The sequence below is a fragment of the Pseudomonas sp. MS15a(2019) genome (genome assembly GCF_013277805.1).
In the GTDB taxonomy this organism is placed as follows: domain Bacteria; phylum Pseudomonadota; class Gammaproteobacteria; order Pseudomonadales; family Pseudomonadaceae; genus Chryseomonas; species Chryseomonas benzopyrenica.
Genome location: NZ_VBTN01000010.1, coordinates 275,833 through 289,409 on the forward strand (window position 1 = coordinate 275,833; position 13,577 = coordinate 289,409).

At 67.2% G+C, this 13,577-nt stretch carries 14 protein-coding genes; 8 read left to right on the forward strand and 6 right to left on the reverse strand.

From position 1 onward, the window contains the following. Positions 1–13 precede the first annotated feature (13 nt). The gene (locus FEZ61_RS15720) at positions 14–1,093 is read left to right on the forward strand and encodes a 3-deoxy-7-phosphoheptulonate synthase (RefSeq protein ID WP_017641918.1); all 1,080 of its coding nucleotides are present in this window, start codon (positions 14–16) and stop codon (positions 1,091–1,093) included. 58 nt (positions 1,094–1,151) lie between these two features. On the opposite strand, the gene FEZ61_RS15725 is transcribed toward FEZ61_RS15720, so the two are convergent. Then, positions 1,152–1,433 carry a GNAT family N-acetyltransferase gene (locus FEZ61_RS15725; RefSeq protein ID WP_017641917.1) on the reverse strand — a complete coding sequence of 94 codons (282 nt, stop codon included), beginning with the start codon at positions 1,431–1,433 and terminating at the stop codon, positions 1,152–1,154. Positions 1,434–1,881: 448 nt separating this feature from the next. Here FEZ61_RS15725 and FEZ61_RS15730 point away from each other — a divergent pair, with 448 nt between their 5' ends. Beyond that, the gene (locus FEZ61_RS15730) at positions 1,882–2,133 is read left to right on the forward strand and encodes an Lpp/OprI family alanine-zipper lipoprotein (protein ID WP_007160560.1); all 252 of its coding nucleotides are present in this window, start codon (positions 1,882–1,884) and stop codon (positions 2,131–2,133) included. 122 nt (positions 2,134–2,255) lie between these two features. Here the strand turns inward: FEZ61_RS15730 and FEZ61_RS15735 are convergent, their stop codons facing one another. The 3 genes from FEZ61_RS15735 to FEZ61_RS15745 all read right to left on the reverse strand — a co-directional run bounded on the left by FEZ61_RS15735 (position 2,256) and on the right by FEZ61_RS15745 (position 4,242). Continuing rightward, the gene (locus FEZ61_RS15735) at positions 2,256–3,233 is read right to left on the reverse strand and encodes a L,D-transpeptidase family protein (protein ID WP_017641916.1); all 978 of its coding nucleotides are present in this window, start codon (positions 3,231–3,233) and stop codon (positions 2,256–2,258) included. A 74-nt stretch (positions 3,234–3,307) separates the two neighbouring features. Further along, the gene (locus FEZ61_RS15740; RefSeq protein WP_017641915.1) at positions 3,308–3,589 is read right to left on the reverse strand and encodes a hypothetical protein; all 282 of its coding nucleotides are present in this window, start codon (positions 3,587–3,589) and stop codon (positions 3,308–3,310) included. Between the two features lie 98 nt (positions 3,590–3,687). Further along, positions 3,688–4,242 carry an arylesterase gene (locus FEZ61_RS15745; protein WP_242455183.1) on the reverse strand — a complete coding sequence of 185 codons (555 nt, stop codon included), beginning with the start codon at positions 4,240–4,242 and terminating at the stop codon, positions 3,688–3,690. Between the two features lie 148 nt (positions 4,243–4,390). Between FEZ61_RS15745 and FEZ61_RS15750 the strand changes: the two genes are divergently transcribed. From FEZ61_RS15750 to FEZ61_RS15765, 4 genes are all read left to right on the forward strand, one after another. Next, positions 4,391–5,065, forward strand: coding sequence for an ABC transporter ATP-binding protein (locus FEZ61_RS15750; protein WP_017641913.1), 675 nt, complete (start codon positions 4,391–4,393; stop codon positions 5,063–5,065). Continuing rightward, the gene (locus FEZ61_RS15755; protein WP_173149405.1) at positions 5,062–7,572 is read left to right on the forward strand and encodes an FtsX-like permease family protein; all 2,511 of its coding nucleotides are present in this window, start codon (positions 5,062–5,064) and stop codon (positions 7,570–7,572) included. The genes FEZ61_RS15750 and FEZ61_RS15755 overlap by 4 nt, the downstream gene beginning before the upstream one ends. A gap of 3 nt (positions 7,573–7,575) precedes the next feature. Beyond that, the gene (gene greB / locus FEZ61_RS15760; RefSeq protein ID WP_173149407.1) at positions 7,576–8,079 is read left to right on the forward strand and encodes a transcription elongation factor GreB; all 504 of its coding nucleotides are present in this window, start codon (positions 7,576–7,578) and stop codon (positions 8,077–8,079) included. A gap of 114 nt (positions 8,080–8,193) precedes the next feature. Beyond that, positions 8,194–9,324, forward strand: a complete 1,131-nt coding sequence (locus FEZ61_RS15765; protein ID WP_173149409.1) for a GGDEF domain-containing protein — start codon at positions 8,194–8,196, stop codon at positions 9,322–9,324. Here the strand turns inward: FEZ61_RS15765 and FEZ61_RS15770 are convergent. After that, positions 9,308–9,613, reverse strand: coding sequence for a hypothetical protein (locus tag FEZ61_RS15770; protein WP_064307449.1), 306 nt, complete (start codon positions 9,611–9,613; stop codon positions 9,308–9,310). The two genes, FEZ61_RS15765 and FEZ61_RS15770, sit on opposite strands and share 17 nt — an antisense overlap. Positions 9,614–9,766: 153 nt before the next feature. Beyond that, on the reverse strand, positions 9,767–11,197 hold the full coding sequence (locus FEZ61_RS15775; RefSeq protein ID WP_064307448.1) for a transglycosylase SLT domain-containing protein: 1,431 nt from the start codon (positions 11,195–11,197) through the stop codon (positions 9,767–9,769). Positions 11,198–11,285: 88 nt separating this feature from the next. Here FEZ61_RS15775 and FEZ61_RS15780 point away from each other — a divergent pair, with 88 nt between their 5' ends. Continuing rightward, a complete protein-coding gene (locus tag FEZ61_RS15780; RefSeq protein WP_064307447.1) occupies positions 11,286–12,116 on the forward strand; it encodes a TatD family hydrolase in 831 nt (276 codons plus the stop codon). 160 nt (positions 12,117–12,276) lie between these two features. Further along, complete coding sequence (locus tag FEZ61_RS15785) at positions 12,277–13,551, forward strand: methyl-accepting chemotaxis protein (RefSeq protein WP_173149411.1); 1,275 nt, start codon at positions 12,277–12,279, stop codon at positions 13,549–13,551. Positions 13,552–13,577 lie beyond the last annotated feature (26 nt).

Sequence of the window (13,577 nt, forward strand, 5' to 3'; positions counted from 1 at the left end):
GACGAGTAGCACCATGGCCGCACAGCCCCGCCTTAACGACCTCAACATCGAAGCCAACGAGCCGCTCATCACGCCCGAGCAGCTCAAACAGGAGATCCCGCTGAGCGATCTCGCCGCCGACACCGTCGCCCAGGGCCGCCAGGTCATCCGCGACATCCTCGACGGCAAGGACCATCGCCTGTTCGTGGTGATCGGCCCCTGCTCGATCCATGACATCAAGGCCGCCCACGAATACGCCGAGCGGCTCAAGACCCTGGCCGCCCAGGTCAGCGACAGCCTCTATCTGGTCATGCGCGTCTACTTCGAGAAACCCCGGACCACGGTGGGCTGGAAGGGTCTGATCAACGATCCCTATCTGGACGACTCCTTCAAGATCCAGGACGGCCTGCACATCGGCCGCCAGCTGCTGCTGGACCTGGCGGAAAAGGGCCTGCCCACCGCCACCGAGGCCCTGGATCCCATCTCCCCCCAGTACCTGCAGGACCTGATCAGCTGGTCGGCGATCGGCGCCCGCACCACCGAATCCCAGACCCACCGGGAAATGGCCTCGGGCCTCTCCTCCGCGGTCGGATTCAAGAACGGCACCGACGGCAGCCTGACCGTGGCCATCAATGCCCTGCAGTCGGTCTCCAGCCCGCACCGCTTCCTGGGTATCGACCAGCGCGGCCAGGTCTCGGTGGTGATGACCAAGGGCAATCCCTACGGCCACGTGGTGCTGCGCGGCGGCAACGGCAAGCCCAACTACGATTCGGTCAGCGTCACCCTGTGCGAGCAGGCGCTGGTCAAGGCCAAGGTCAAGCCGAACATCATGGTCGACTGCAGCCACGCCAACTCCAATAAGGATGCGGCCCTGCAGCCGCTGGTGATGGACAACGTCGCCAACCAGATCGTCGAGGGCAACAATTCCATCGTCGGCCTGATGGTGGAAAGTCACCTGGGCTTCGGCAGCCAGCCGATTCCGGCGGATCTGTCGCAGCTGGAGTACGGCGTCTCGGTGACCGACGCCTGCATCGACTGGGCCATGACCGAGAAGAGCATTCTCGACATGCACCGCAAGCTCAAGGATGTGCTGCCGCGCCGCGCGCGCAGCTGATCCAGCAGCGGATACGAAAACGCCGGGCTCAGCCCGGCGTTTTTCATGGCGCGGCCATTCAGGCCAGCGGCGTCACCTGGCCACGCCGCTCCAGGTAGTGCTCCACATAGGAGCAGGAGGGAATGACGCTGTAGCCGCGACTCTCGGCGTAGTTCAGCGCATGCTCGGTCAGCCGCGCTGCCAGGCCGCGCCCACGCAGGGCATCGGGTACGAAGGTGCGATAGAAATCCATCGTCTGCTTGCCCAGATCCATATAGGCGAGATAGGCGCGCTGGCCGTCGACGGAAAGCTGGAACTGATGATTGGCTTCATCGTGTTCCACGTGCAGGGACTCGTTCATGACTACTCCTTGGCGGTTTGGCTCCGCCTTATCCATTGTTATCAGTGTACCCGAAGACGAGAACGCACCCTTCCTGTGCGGGACTGAGCCACAGCGCGTCAGACCCCTCCGGAAGAAGCAGGTTCTGACCAGCCGTCGCACCGAGAAATCACACTATATCAGGCGGCCTGCGCGGGAGCAGGCGCGGCTTTGAACTTGACAACTTCCGGTCATCCTCTAACGTTTTGTTTTGAAACGTTCGTGGCTTTCAGCCATCCAAGCAGTTGCTGATACCGGCTGCACGCATTCGGGGACGAACTCGGGGGAGCGAAGGAGGATTTCCGCAAAAAATCTTTCTTCAACGGGTTTAGCTCAGTTTACTTACGACCGGTAATGAGTAGTATGTAGCCGCAATTTTCCACCTGGAAAATTGATCTTAAAACAGGATGTCTACCTCAAGGGGTTTACGATGAACAATGCTCTGAAATTCGCCGCCCTGGCTCTGGCCGCTGCTCTGGCCACTGGTTGCAGCACCGCTAACAAGGAAAGCGAAGCTCGCCTGACCGCTACCGAAGACGCCGCTGCCCGCGCCCAGGCTCGTGCTGACGAAGCCTACCGTCACGCTGACGAGGCTCTGGCCGCCGCTCAGAAAGCTCAGCAGACCGCTGACGAAGCCAACGAGCGCGCCCTGCGTATGCTGGAAAAAGCCAGCCGCAAGTAAGCGCCTCGGCTGGAAAGGCGAGTGGCAACAGTCGCCTTTCCCGGAGCAAACAAAAAGCCCGCCATCTCAGATGGCGGGCTTTTTGTTTGCCTGGCCGGCTGAGCGCGCTCAGCCAGTCCAGCTCACAGCGACTTGGCGGGCGCCTTGGCCACCGTACCGGTAACCATGCCGGCAGGCAGGTCGGCGATTTCCACCGGCAGGCCGTCCTGGCCCTGGACCACGTCACGCACCGTGTTCCAATTCACCGCGCTGTTGGCCTGCAGCAGGTCGTCACGCTTGATCAACGCATTGACCACCGCGGCCTGACGGTCGATCTCGGTCGGATCGCCCTTCACCGTCACCGGCTGGTGAGCTTCCAGGTAGAGCTTGCCCTGGCTCACGCCGAACTTGTAGGGCTCATCGATGATGCGCACCGGGGTACCCACGGGCAGCATGCTGACCAGTTCGGTCACATTGAAGTTGTACATGCGGAAGCAGCCATGGCTGACCTGCATGCCGATGCCGAATTTCTTGTCCGAGCCGTGGATCAGATAGCCCGGCAGGGTCAGACGGATCTTGTAGGGACCCAGGGGATTGTCCGGACCAGGCGGCACCACCTTGGGCAGCGGATCGCCTTCGGCGGCATGCTCGGCACGCACCGACTCCGGCGGATACCAGGCCGGATCCTTGATCTTGTCCACCACCTTGGTCACGCCGATGGGCGAGCCCCAGCCTTCGCGGCCGATGCCCAGCGGATAGGTGAACACCGAGTGACCACCCTTGGGGTAGTAGTACATACGGTACTCGGCGATGTTGATGACGATGCCTTCGCGCGGGCCGGGCGGCAGGATGAAGCGCGTCGGCAGCACGATCTCGGTACCGGCGCCCGGCAGCCAGGCATCCACGCCCGGGTTGGCGGCCACCATCTCGGTGTAGCCCAGGTCGTACTTCTGGCCGAGGTCGGCAAAGGTGTCTTCGTAGGCGGCCTTGATGACCTGAACCTCGCCGACCACGTCTTCACCGGGCGGCGGCAGCGGCAACTCCAGTGCCTGCGCCGTACCCGCGCTCAACAGACCAAACAGCGAGAGGGAACCGACCAGGGTCGAAACGCGCGCGGGCATGGGATGAATCCTTGCAAGGAGCAAAAAGGTGACGGCGCGAATTGTACACGCCTCGATCCGCGTCCGGCAGGGCCTCAAAAAGCCTGTAACGGATTGGGCAGCCCCCGTTTGGCGCCTTGCAACCGCTGCAGGCAGGCCGGGCACAGGGTCTTGAGCGCCAGTCCGCGGCGATCCAGCGGGTGCAGCCGCGGCCGCGCCGGCAGCAGGGTGCCGCACAGGGTCCGGTCGGTAGGCGAGCCCAGCTCCAGCTGCCGGGCGACGATATGGACCCGACCCTCGCGGCAGGCGAACAGGTCGAGCTGGGCATCGGGCTGGATCAGCTGATAGCCGTGCATGGACCGGGAAAGGCGGGACATCGGGATACTCCAGGGGCGGTTCCGCCGGGCGGTCGATTGGCCGGACCGGCGGGGCGCGCAACCTTAGCGGAAAGCCCCGTCGGGGAAAAGTCCGACGTTCAGTCGCGCAGCAGCGGCTGCAGCTGCGGCCAGGCGTTGTCCAGCAGCCGTTGCTGGGCATTGGCTTGGGGATGAATGCCGTCCGGCTGCATGAAGGCGGGATTGCCCCCTACCCCTTCGAGCAGGAAGGGCACCAGGGCCACCTGCTGGGCCTTGGCCACGTCCGTGTAGACCTGGGCGAAGCCGTCGGTATAGCGCGACCCGTAGTTGGGTGGCAGGCGCATGCCCAGCAGCAGGACATGGGCACCCTGGGCCTTGGCCTGCGCCACCAGGGCGGTGAGGTTGCGCTCGATCTGGGCCAGGGGCTGACCGCGCAGGCCGTCGTTGCCGCCCAGCTCGATGGCCACCACCTCGGGCTGGTGATCGGCCAGCAGTCTGGGCAGTCGCGCCAGGCCACCGGTGGTGGTGTCGCCGCTGATGGAGGCATTCACCACCTGATAGTCGAGCTGTTGCTCCTGCAGGCGCCGCTCCAGCAGCCGCACCCAGCCCTGACCCTCGGCCAGGCCGTAGCCAGCGCTGATGCTGTCGCCCACCACCAGCAGGGTGCGCGCCATGGCCAGCGGTGTCAGGGTCAGACAGAGCAGGGCCAGCAGCCAGGCAATGCCTTGGCGCAAAGGTGCGCTGGACTTCGTCCGGCTTTTTGACTCTAACTCGCCACAGCCGCCCGCGTGCGGGCCTCTCGAATACGGCATCGGATACCTCATGAGCGAAGTCATTTTGCTGGCACGCGACCTTAGCAAGGTCGTCACGGGCGCGGAAGGCGCGCTGCCAATCCTCCAGGCGCTGGATCTGCAACTGGAAGCCGGCGACAGTTTGGCCATCGTCGGCAGCTCGGGTTCCGGCAAGTCCACCCTGCTGGGGCTGCTGGCCGGTCTCGACCTGCCCAGCAGCGGCGAGGTGCATCTCGCCGGCCAGCGCCTGGACACCCTCGACGAAGACGCCCGCGCCCGCCTGCGTGCGGAACGGGTGGGCTTCGTCTTCCAGTCCTTCCAGTTGCTGGACAGCCTCACCGCGCTGGAAAACGTCATGCTGCCGCTGGAGCTGGAGGGTGCGCGCCAGGCCCGCGAGCAGGCGGTGGCCCTGCTCGAACGGGTCGGCCTGGGCGAGCGACTGCGGCACTACCCGCGCCAGCTCTCCGGGGGCGAGCAGCAGCGGGTGGCCCTGGCCCGCGCCTTCGCCCCGCGCCCCAGTATCCTCTTCGCCGACGAGCCCACCGGCAATCTCGACAGCCGCACCGGCGCCCACATCAGCGATCTGCTGTTCGAGCTCAATCGCGAGCGGGGCACGACCCTGGTGCTGGTGACCCATGACGAGCGCCTGGCCGCGCGCTGCGCCCGCCAACTGCGCCTGGAAGGCGGCCGGCAGGTCGCGGCATGAGGCGCACCGGTCTACCGCTGAAGCGGCTGTTCGGACTGGCCTGGCGCCAGAGTCTGCGCGAGCTCCGCGCCGGCGAGATCCGCATGCTCTGCCTGGCGCTGGTGGTGGCGGTCGCCGCCAGCGTCGCCATCGGCTACTTCACCGCCCGCCTCGGCGCGGGCATGGAAAATCGCGCCAGCGAATTCCTCGCGGCCGACCTGGTGCTGCTGGGCAGCGAACCGGCGCGACCGGAGCAGGTGGACGCCGGTCTGCGGCTCGGCCTCGACCACAGCCGCTCGCTCAACTTCAGCACCATGGCGGCGGGTGCCGAGGCCCTGCAGCTGGCCAGCGTCAAGGCGGTCCAGGCCAACTTTCCGCTTCGCGGCGAGGTGCGCAGCGCCGTGGCGCTAGAGGCGCCCGACCAGCCGGGTGGCGCCCCGGCGCCCGGGGAGGCCTGGGTCGAGCCGCGCCTGCTGCTGGCCTTGGACGCCAAGGTCGGGGATCGCCTGGACATTGGGCGCAAGACCCTCACCATCACCCGGGTGCTCACCTATGAACCGGATCGCGCCGGTGACTTCTACAGCCTGACGCCGCGGGTGCTGATCAATCTCGACGACGTGGCCGCCACCGGGGTCATCCAGCCCGGCAGCCGGGTGCGCTATCGCGAACTCTGGCGCGGCGAAGCCCAGGCCCTGGCCGCCTATCGCCAGGCGCTCACGCCGGCTCTCGCCGCCAACCAGCGCTTCGAGGGACCGGGCGACGGCAATCGGCAGCTGGGTAACGCTCTGGAGCGCGCCCAGCGCTATCTCGGCCTGGCCAGTCTGGTGGCGGTGGTGCTGGCGGGCGTGGCCGTGGCGCTGTCAGCCAATCGCTTCGCCACGCGGCGCTTCGACGCCAGCGCCCTGCTGCGTTGCCTGGGCCTGACCCGCCGTGATGCCCTGCTGCTCTATGGCCTGCAACTGGGCCTGCTGGGGCTGGCGGCTAGTCTGCTCGGCGCCCTGCTCGGCTGGCTGGCACAGCTGGTGTTGTTCGAACTGCTGCACGGACTCCTGCCAGCGCGCCTGCCAGCGGCCGGAATCGGTCCGGCGCTGGCCGGCATGGGTACCGGGCTGGTGGCCCTGGTCGGCTTCGCCCTACCGCCCCTGGCCGCCCTGGGCCGGGTACCGCCGCTGCGGGTGTTGCGCAGCGATCTGCAACCCGTGCCCCTGCGGACCTGGCTGGTCTACGGCTGCGCCCTGCTCGCCCTGGGGCTGATCATGTGGCGACTGTCGCTGGATCTGCGCCTGACCCTGGCGCTGCTGGTGGGCGGCCTGGTCGCCGGCCTGCTGTTCGGCAGCCTGCTGTACCTGGCCCTGCGCGGCCTGCGTCGGGCCATGCAGGGTGCGCCCCTGGCCTGGCGGCTGGGTCTGGGCCAGTTGCTGCGTCATCCGCTGGCGGCGGTGGGCCAGACCCTGGCCTTCGGCCTGATCCTGCTGGCCATGAGCCTGGTGGTGCTGCTGCGGGGCGAGCTGTTGGAACGCTGGCAGGCGCAACTGCCGGCCGAAGCGCCCAATCACTTCGCCCTCAATGTGCTGCCGGACGAGCGCCAGGCCTTCGCCACGGCAGTGGCTGGCCTTTCACCCCACGCCAGCCCGCTCTATCCCATCGTCCAGGGCCGTCTGGTCAGCGTGAAGGGCCATCCAGCCCAGGAAGGCCTGGAGGACGACTCCCGCGGCGGTCGCGCCACTCGACGCGACCTCAACCTAACCTGGTCGGCTGGGTTGCCGGACGGCAACCGCCTGGAAGCCGGTCAATGGTGGGATGCGCTGCCCGCCGGCGATCTGCCCGGCGTCTCGCTGGAAAGCGAGCTGGCGCGCAGCCTCGGCGTTGGGCTGGGCGACACCCTGGGCTTCGTCATCGGCGACCGTCAGATCGAGGCGCGGGTCACCAGCCTGCGCCAGGTCGGCTGGGACAACTTCCAGCCCAACTTCTTCGTCATCTTCGCCCCGGGCGCCCTGGAGGACGTGCCTTTCACCTACCTGGGCAGCTTCTACCTGCCGCCGGGTCATGACCGCGAGTTGCTGGCCCTGGCCCGGCAATTCCCGGCGGTGACCCTGCTGCCCATCGACGCCCTGCTCGATCAGCTGCGCAGCATCCTGCGCCAGGTCAGCGTGGCGGTGGAATTCGTGCTCCTGTTCGTGCTGGCCGCCGGTATTGCCGTGCTGCTGGCCGGCTTGCAGGCGACCCTCGACGAGCGCATTCGCCAGGGTGCCCTCCTGCGTGCGCTGGGCGCCCGGCGCGAGTTGCTGCAACGAGCGCGGCGGACCGAATTCATCCTGCTCGGCGGCGCCAGCGGCTTGCTCGCGGCGCTCGGTTGCGAGATCGTCAGCGCCCTGCTCTACCGGCTGGCCTTCGACCTGGACTGGCAACCCCATCCCTGGCTGCTGCTCTTGCCGGTGCTGGGCGCCCTGCTGGTCGGCGCGGCCGGTCTGCTGGGCACGCGGCGGGCCATTACCGCCAGTCCGTTACTCATCCTGAGAGAAAGCTGATCCATGAGTCGTTATCGTCCGCCGCGCACCGCCGGCACGCCGCTGATCACCGCCGCCGGCGAAGCACGCCTGCGCGCCGAACTCCACGAGCTGTGGAACGTGCGCCGGCCCCAGGTCACCCAGGCGGTGAGCGAGGCGGCCGCCCTGGGCGATCGCTCGGAGAACGCCGAGTACATTTACGGCAAGAAGATGCTGCGCGAGATCGACAGCCGGGTACGCTTCCTGCGCAAACGCCTGGAAAATCTCAAGGTGATCGACGCGCGGCCCGCCGATCCGACTAAGGTCTACTTCGGCGCCTGGGTCACCTTGGAAGACGAAGCGGGCGCCGAAAAGCGCTACCGCATCGTCGGCCCGGACGAACTGGACCTCAGGCAGAATCTCATCAGCATCGACTCGCCCCTGGCGCGCGCCCTGGTGGGCAAGGCACTGGACGCGGAAGTCCGCCTGCAGACGCCGGCCGGCGAACAGTGCTGGTATATCGTCGAGATCGAGTACCTCGATAACTGATCGCTTCGGCAGGCGCTTCCGTCTGAAAAAATGTGATTCAAGTCACATAAATAGGGCAACATCTAGGGCGCAACCGGCGGAGGACCGCCACCTTCTCAAGCAAGGATTCGCTGCATGAGAGCGCCGACGCTTTACGCTTTGCCCAATCAACGCCTACTGCGCTGGCTCGTGACCAGCCGGGACCCGCTCGACGAAAATCTGCTGCGGCAGCTGCTGGCCGGCCCGTTTTCCTCGCGGGGCTCTATGTTCGTCGGGGCCCTGAACAGTCTGTTGATCAGTTGGACCTGCGCCCTCCTGCATCCCACGCCCTTGTTCATCGGCTGGATGATTCTCGATACCCTGATCTGGATCACCCGCCTGTTGCTGCTGCACTGCATCCAGCTGATGGAAGGGCTCGCGCCGCCGCGGCTCAGCGAAGTCTCCCTGCTACTCGGGCTGCTGTGGACGGCCACCCTGGGCCTGGGCACGGCCGCCTGCGTCCTCAGCGGCGATGTGGTGCTGCAGGTGCTGGGCTGTACCTCGGCGGTGGCCATGAACGGTGCCATCACCATGCGCAACCAGGGCATCCCGCGCTATGCCTTCTTGCAGATCCTGCTGACCGACATCCCGATGAAACTGGCCACCCTGTTCCAGCCCGAGCCCATGCTGCGACTGTTCCTGTTGCAGGCACCGCTCTATCTGACGGCCAACTGGATGCTGCTGGACAGGCTCAACCGCACCCTGGTGCGCGCCCTGACGGCCGAAGTCGATAGCCGTTGGCATGCCACTCACGACAGCCTGACCGGACTCTACAATCGCGCTGGCATTCTCGCGCTGCTCGAAGGCGCCCTGTACCGGCCTCGCTCGGAGTCCGGGCGCGTGGCGGTCTTCTATATCGATCTGGACGACTTCAAGGGCGTGAACGACTCCCAGGGCCATGCTGCCGGCGATCGTCTGCTGCAAGCCTGCGGCGAGGTGTTGACCCTGAGCGTGCGGCAGAGCGATTTCGCCGGACGCCTGGGCGGCGACGAGTTTCTGCTGGTGATGCAGGACGCCACCGAAGACGGGGCTCGGGACCTGGCCCGGCGTATCCTCGGACGCCTGGTGTCACAGGGCACGAGCGTGAGCATCGGCATCGCCCTGCAGCGGGCCATGGAGGACAACCCGACCCTGCTGGCGCGGGCGGACCAGGCGCTCTACACCACCAAGCTCGGCGGCAAGGGCGGCTTCAGGCTGGCGGATACCTGTGCTAGCGCCGTCGGGTAATCACGCCCTGGCGCGCCACCCGAGTCAATTCCCGCACCAGGGCTGCGAGACCGGCTTGGCCCGGCGACTGCACCACGGCGAAGTCGAAGCTGTCGTCGCCGAAGCCGCGCAACTGCTCGGCGCGGTCGGCGAAACGGATCTGCAGGGTACGGCTGTGGGGCCAGCGCTTGGGCCAGCCTTCGAGATAGCGCAGCAGGGTGGGCTGATCGGGACCGCCGAGCAGGATGGCCGGATGACAGGCGAGCTTGCCCTGGGTGAGCGGGGTAAGGCGTAGCGGGAGCGGTAGCATGGACGAAATTCCGCCTCGTGGATCCAGCTGGGCGGTAGTACGAGGCCTGTTCCGTCCAGCGCTTTAGCGGTATTTGGGAGCGCCCCGCAAGTTGCTGTTTAAATCGGCGCAGGATCATCCTAGGGAGGGCTCGACCGCCCTGTCAAGCGACCCTCAACCGTCTTCGTGCCTGGCACCTTTGGCGTTCGTCGTGGCCACTGCCGGCGCCTCGAGACGTGCTCGTTCGCGACTGAAGGCCACCCGATACTTGTTGACGCTGGCCACGTAGTTGACCACCCCGATGCCCACCTCCTCGGCGGCGATGCGTTCGACCTGGAAGAACCAGCGATCACCGTCCAGCCCCTGTTTGCGGGCCTTGGCCCTGAGCGCCTGGACACGCTCCGGGCCCAGGTTGTAGGCCGCCAGGGTAAAGGCACGGCGCTCGCGCTCGGTCAGGCGTGGGCTGGAAAAGAATTCACGGCGCAGGCGAGCCAGATAACGGGTGGCGGCCTTGACGTTGTCTTCGGCGGAATGCAGGTTGCGCACCCCGACACTGCGCGCCGCCCGGGGGGTGATCTGCAGCAATCCTGCGGCGCGTCCGGCGCCGCGGGCGTGGGGATCCAGGCCGGACTCCTTGTAGGCCATGGCGGCCAGGGTCAGCCAGTCGAAGTCGTAAGCCTTGGCGTAGCGTTGCAGCAGCGGTCGCACCTGGGCCAGGCGCTTGCGGTCGTGGGCTTGCAGCGGATCGCGCACCTGGTAGCGGCGCGCAGAGGCCTGGCGAAAGGCCTTGTCGTCGTCATGCGCCTGGGGTTGCCGGGCGAAGGCCCGTATCCGTTCGGCGAGCTGGTGCGCTGGGGCGCGCAGATACCAGAGCTGTGCCTGGTCATGGGCCACCACCACCCGATCGGCCACCCGCAGACGCGACAGCACCCGCGCCCAGCGATGGGCCAGCCCGGACTCGACGACGGTGAGCGGATAGATGCCGGCCTGGGTCAGTTCCAGGACGTCTTCCACCGCCAGGGTCGGATCGGCCCACTCGACCTGTACCGGCCGCAGCCGGCGCCTTTCCAACTGGGCGTTGAGCCGTGCCAGGGCCGGGCCGGCGGCGCTGCCCTGGGGCAGCACCACCCGGCGCCCGGCCAGTTGCTCCAGCTGACGCGGCAGGCGCTGGCCGCGCCCACCCACCACCACCAGGCTGGTGGGCGCCGCCACCGACGCGGCGATCAGCGCCGAATGCGGCGGTGGCAGCAGGGTTTCGCCCGGCGCCACCAGATCGCCCTCGCCTCTCTGCAGCGCCGCCAGCAGATCGTCCTTGGCCTTGGGGACAAGGACCAGGCGCAACGTCCGGCCCCCCGGTTGATGCCGCAGGTAGCGGGCGAAGGCCTCCAGGCGCCGATACTCGATGCCCAGGGCCTGACCGTTCCATTCGCCGGAGCTGTGACGACTCTGGTTGACCAGGACGCGCAATTCTCCGGCACGCTCGATGGCGACCAGGTCGCGGGCCGCGACATGGCGCGGCGCCTCGGGTGGCAGGGCGCCGAGCCGCGCCTGGGCGGAACCGGCGAGCAGGCAGCCGAGGATGGCAAGGGTGAATCGAAACGGCATCCAGGACTCCTGACCTGGCCGGGACAGCGCCGATAGCACCCGGACTACGGATAGAATGAGCGAACAAAGTCTGTAGAAGGTCCGCACCATGCAATTGATCGACATCGGCGTCAACCTCACCCACCCCAGTCTGCTCAAGGAAGTGGACGCGGTGATCGAGCGGGCCCAGGCCGCCGGTGTGATGCAACTGGTGCTGACCGGTACCACCCTGGAAGACAGTGAGAACGCCCTCAATCTCTGCCTGCGCCTGGACGCGGGCGAAGCGCTGTTCAGCACCGCCGGCGTCCATCCCCACGAAGCCTCGACCTGGAACGCGGCCGCTGCCAGGACCCTGCGTGACCTGGTCAGCCAACCCAAGGTGCGGGCCCTGGGCGAATGCGGCCTGGATTTCAATCGCGACTTCACCCCGCGACCGCAGCAGGAGCGCTGCTTCGAGGAACAGCTGGCGCTGGCCGCCGAACTACACCGCCCGGTGTTTCTCCATGAGCGCGACGCCAGCGAGCGAATGCTGGCGATCCTGCGCGACTATCGCGACCATCTGCCGGCGGCGGTGGTGCACTGTTTCACCGGCGAGCGCAAGGCGCTCTATGGCTATCTGGATCTCGACCTGCACCTGGGCATCACCGGCTGGATCTGCGACGAGCGCCGTGGCCTGCACCTGCACGAGCTGATCGGGCAGATCCCGGTCGGGCGGCTGATGCTGGAAACCGATGCCCCCTACCTGCTGCCACGCACCCTCAGACCCAAGCCGCGCCATGGCCACAACGAACCGGCCTTCCTCCCCGAGATCCTGCGCACCGTGGCGCGCCTGCGCGACGAAACACCCGAGCAGACCGCCCTGCACACCACCGCCACCGCCCGCGCCTTCTTTGCGTTGCCGGAGATCGCCGTGCCAGAGCGGGTCGAGGAATTCGACTAGGCGCAGGACGCCGCTGCGCTAAAGTCGAGGCCGCGCGGGCCGTTAAACTCAGGGCTTGTTCCACGGCGTTGCGCCCCTTTTCGCGGGACGTTGACGCCAGTCAAGATCCGGGGCGCGCCGGCCTGCCAGGCTGTGCGGCCCCGCCGACTGGAGGCCCCCTATGTTTGCCTGGCTGCGCGATATCTCTCTCAAGTACAAGTTCTGGGCGGTCAATGCCGTCGCCTTCGTCACCAGCCTGCTGCTGGTGCTGTTCGCCATGCAGCTGGAAGTCTCCGGTCGCGCCGAACAGCTCAAGGCGGTCAAGGCCGCCGTGGGCGACGCGGCGGCCAAGCTGAGCGCCCCGACCTTCGGCGACATCTTCCTGGCCCGAGCGCCGGAATACGCCCTGGCCGTGGGTGTGCTGATGCTGGTGCTGCTGGTGGCCTCGCAGCTCCTGATCCGCTTCATCCTTGGCAATCTGCAACGCCTCAAGGACACCATGCTGCGGGTGGAGCGCGACGGCGATCTCACCGCCAGGGTCGAGGTGCGCGGGCGTGACGAGGTCGGGCAGATGACCCAGGCCTTCAACGCCATGCAGGACAGCTACACCCGCGTCGTCGGTACCGTGGCTGCCAGCGCCTCGCGCCTGGACGAAGGCGCCGGGCGCCTGGCCAGCGGTATGCAGGGCGTCCGCGGCGGCATGCAGGATCAACAGCACGAGACCGATCAGGCCGCCACCGCCATCAACGAGATGAGCGCCACCGTGCAGCAGATCGCCGAGCACGCCGCCGGCACCCGCGACCAGTCCCAGGAAGCCGACCGCCTGGCCGGCGCCGGCCAGCAGGCGGTGGAGCGCGTCAGCCATTCCATCGCCGATCTCTCCCAGGGCGTGCAGCAGACCGCGGTGATGATCCAGGAGCTGGCCGAGAACAGCGAGCGCATCACCAGCGTGGTCAACGTCATCCACGGCATCGCCGAGCAGACCAACCTCCTGGCGCTCAACGCCGCCATCGAAGCCGCCCGCGCTGGCGAGGCCGGCCGTGGCTTCGCCGTGGTGGCCGACGAGGTGCGCAACCTGGCCAAGCGCGTCCAGGGTTCCACCGACGAGATCACCCGCATGGTCGACGGTCTCCAGGCGGGCACCCGCGATGCCGTGGAATTCATGCGCGAGAGTTCGCTCAAGGCCGACGACTGCGTGGTCCAGGCCGGCGCCGCCGGGCAGGCCCTGGCCGACATCACCGCCGCCGTGACCCTGATGCGCGACAGCAACACCCAGATCGCCGTGGCCGCGGAACAGCAAGCCCAGGTGGCGGAAGAGATGAGCAGGTCGGTTGTAGGCATCCGCAATGTCACGGAAAGGACCATGCTGCTGACGCAGGACTCGGCCAGCACCAGCACCGAACTGGCCGCCCTTGCAGGAACCCTGAATCAGGCGATTCGCCAGTTGCGCCTATAGCCTCCATAGCGAGAGCGCATTCGCGC

What these genes read in the sequence shown, in the direction of transcription:
- FEZ61_RS15720 (WP_017641918.1), top strand. Translation starts at nt 14, where the DNA reads ATGGCCGCACAGCCCCGCCTTAACGACCTCAACATCGAAGCCAACGAG.
- FEZ61_RS15725 (WP_017641917.1), bottom strand. Translation starts at nt 1,433, where the DNA reads ATGAACGAGTCCCTGCACGTGGAACACGATGAAGCCAATCATCAGTTC.
- FEZ61_RS15730 (WP_007160560.1), top strand. Translation starts at nt 1,882, where the DNA reads ATGAACAATGCTCTGAAATTCGCCGCCCTGGCTCTGGCCGCTGCTCTG.
- FEZ61_RS15735 (WP_017641916.1), bottom strand. Translation starts at nt 3,233, where the DNA reads ATGCCCGCGCGCGTTTCGACCCTGGTCGGTTCCCTCTCGCTGTTTGGT.
- FEZ61_RS15740 (WP_017641915.1), bottom strand. Translation starts at nt 3,589, where the DNA reads ATGTCCCGCCTTTCCCGGTCCATGCACGGCTATCAGCTGATCCAGCCC.
- FEZ61_RS15745 (WP_242455183.1), bottom strand. Translation starts at nt 4,242, where the DNA reads ATGGCGCGCACCCTGCTGGTGGTGGGCGACAGCATCAGCGCTGGCTAC.
- FEZ61_RS15750 (WP_017641913.1), top strand. Translation starts at nt 4,391, where the DNA reads ATGAGCGAAGTCATTTTGCTGGCACGCGACCTTAGCAAGGTCGTCACG.
- FEZ61_RS15755 (WP_173149405.1), top strand. Translation starts at nt 5,062, where the DNA reads ATGAGGCGCACCGGTCTACCGCTGAAGCGGCTGTTCGGACTGGCCTGG.
- greB (WP_173149407.1), top strand. Translation starts at nt 7,576, where the DNA reads ATGAGTCGTTATCGTCCGCCGCGCACCGCCGGCACGCCGCTGATCACC.
- FEZ61_RS15765 (WP_173149409.1), top strand. Translation starts at nt 8,194, where the DNA reads ATGAGAGCGCCGACGCTTTACGCTTTGCCCAATCAACGCCTACTGCGC.
- FEZ61_RS15770 (WP_064307449.1), bottom strand. Translation starts at nt 9,613, where the DNA reads ATGCTACCGCTCCCGCTACGCCTTACCCCGCTCACCCAGGGCAAGCTC.
- FEZ61_RS15775 (WP_064307448.1), bottom strand. Translation starts at nt 11,197, where the DNA reads ATGCCGTTTCGATTCACCCTTGCCATCCTCGGCTGCCTGCTCGCCGGT.
- FEZ61_RS15780 (WP_064307447.1), top strand. Translation starts at nt 11,286, where the DNA reads ATGCAATTGATCGACATCGGCGTCAACCTCACCCACCCCAGTCTGCTC.
- FEZ61_RS15785 (WP_173149411.1), top strand. Translation starts at nt 12,277, where the DNA reads ATGTTTGCCTGGCTGCGCGATATCTCTCTCAAGTACAAGTTCTGGGCG.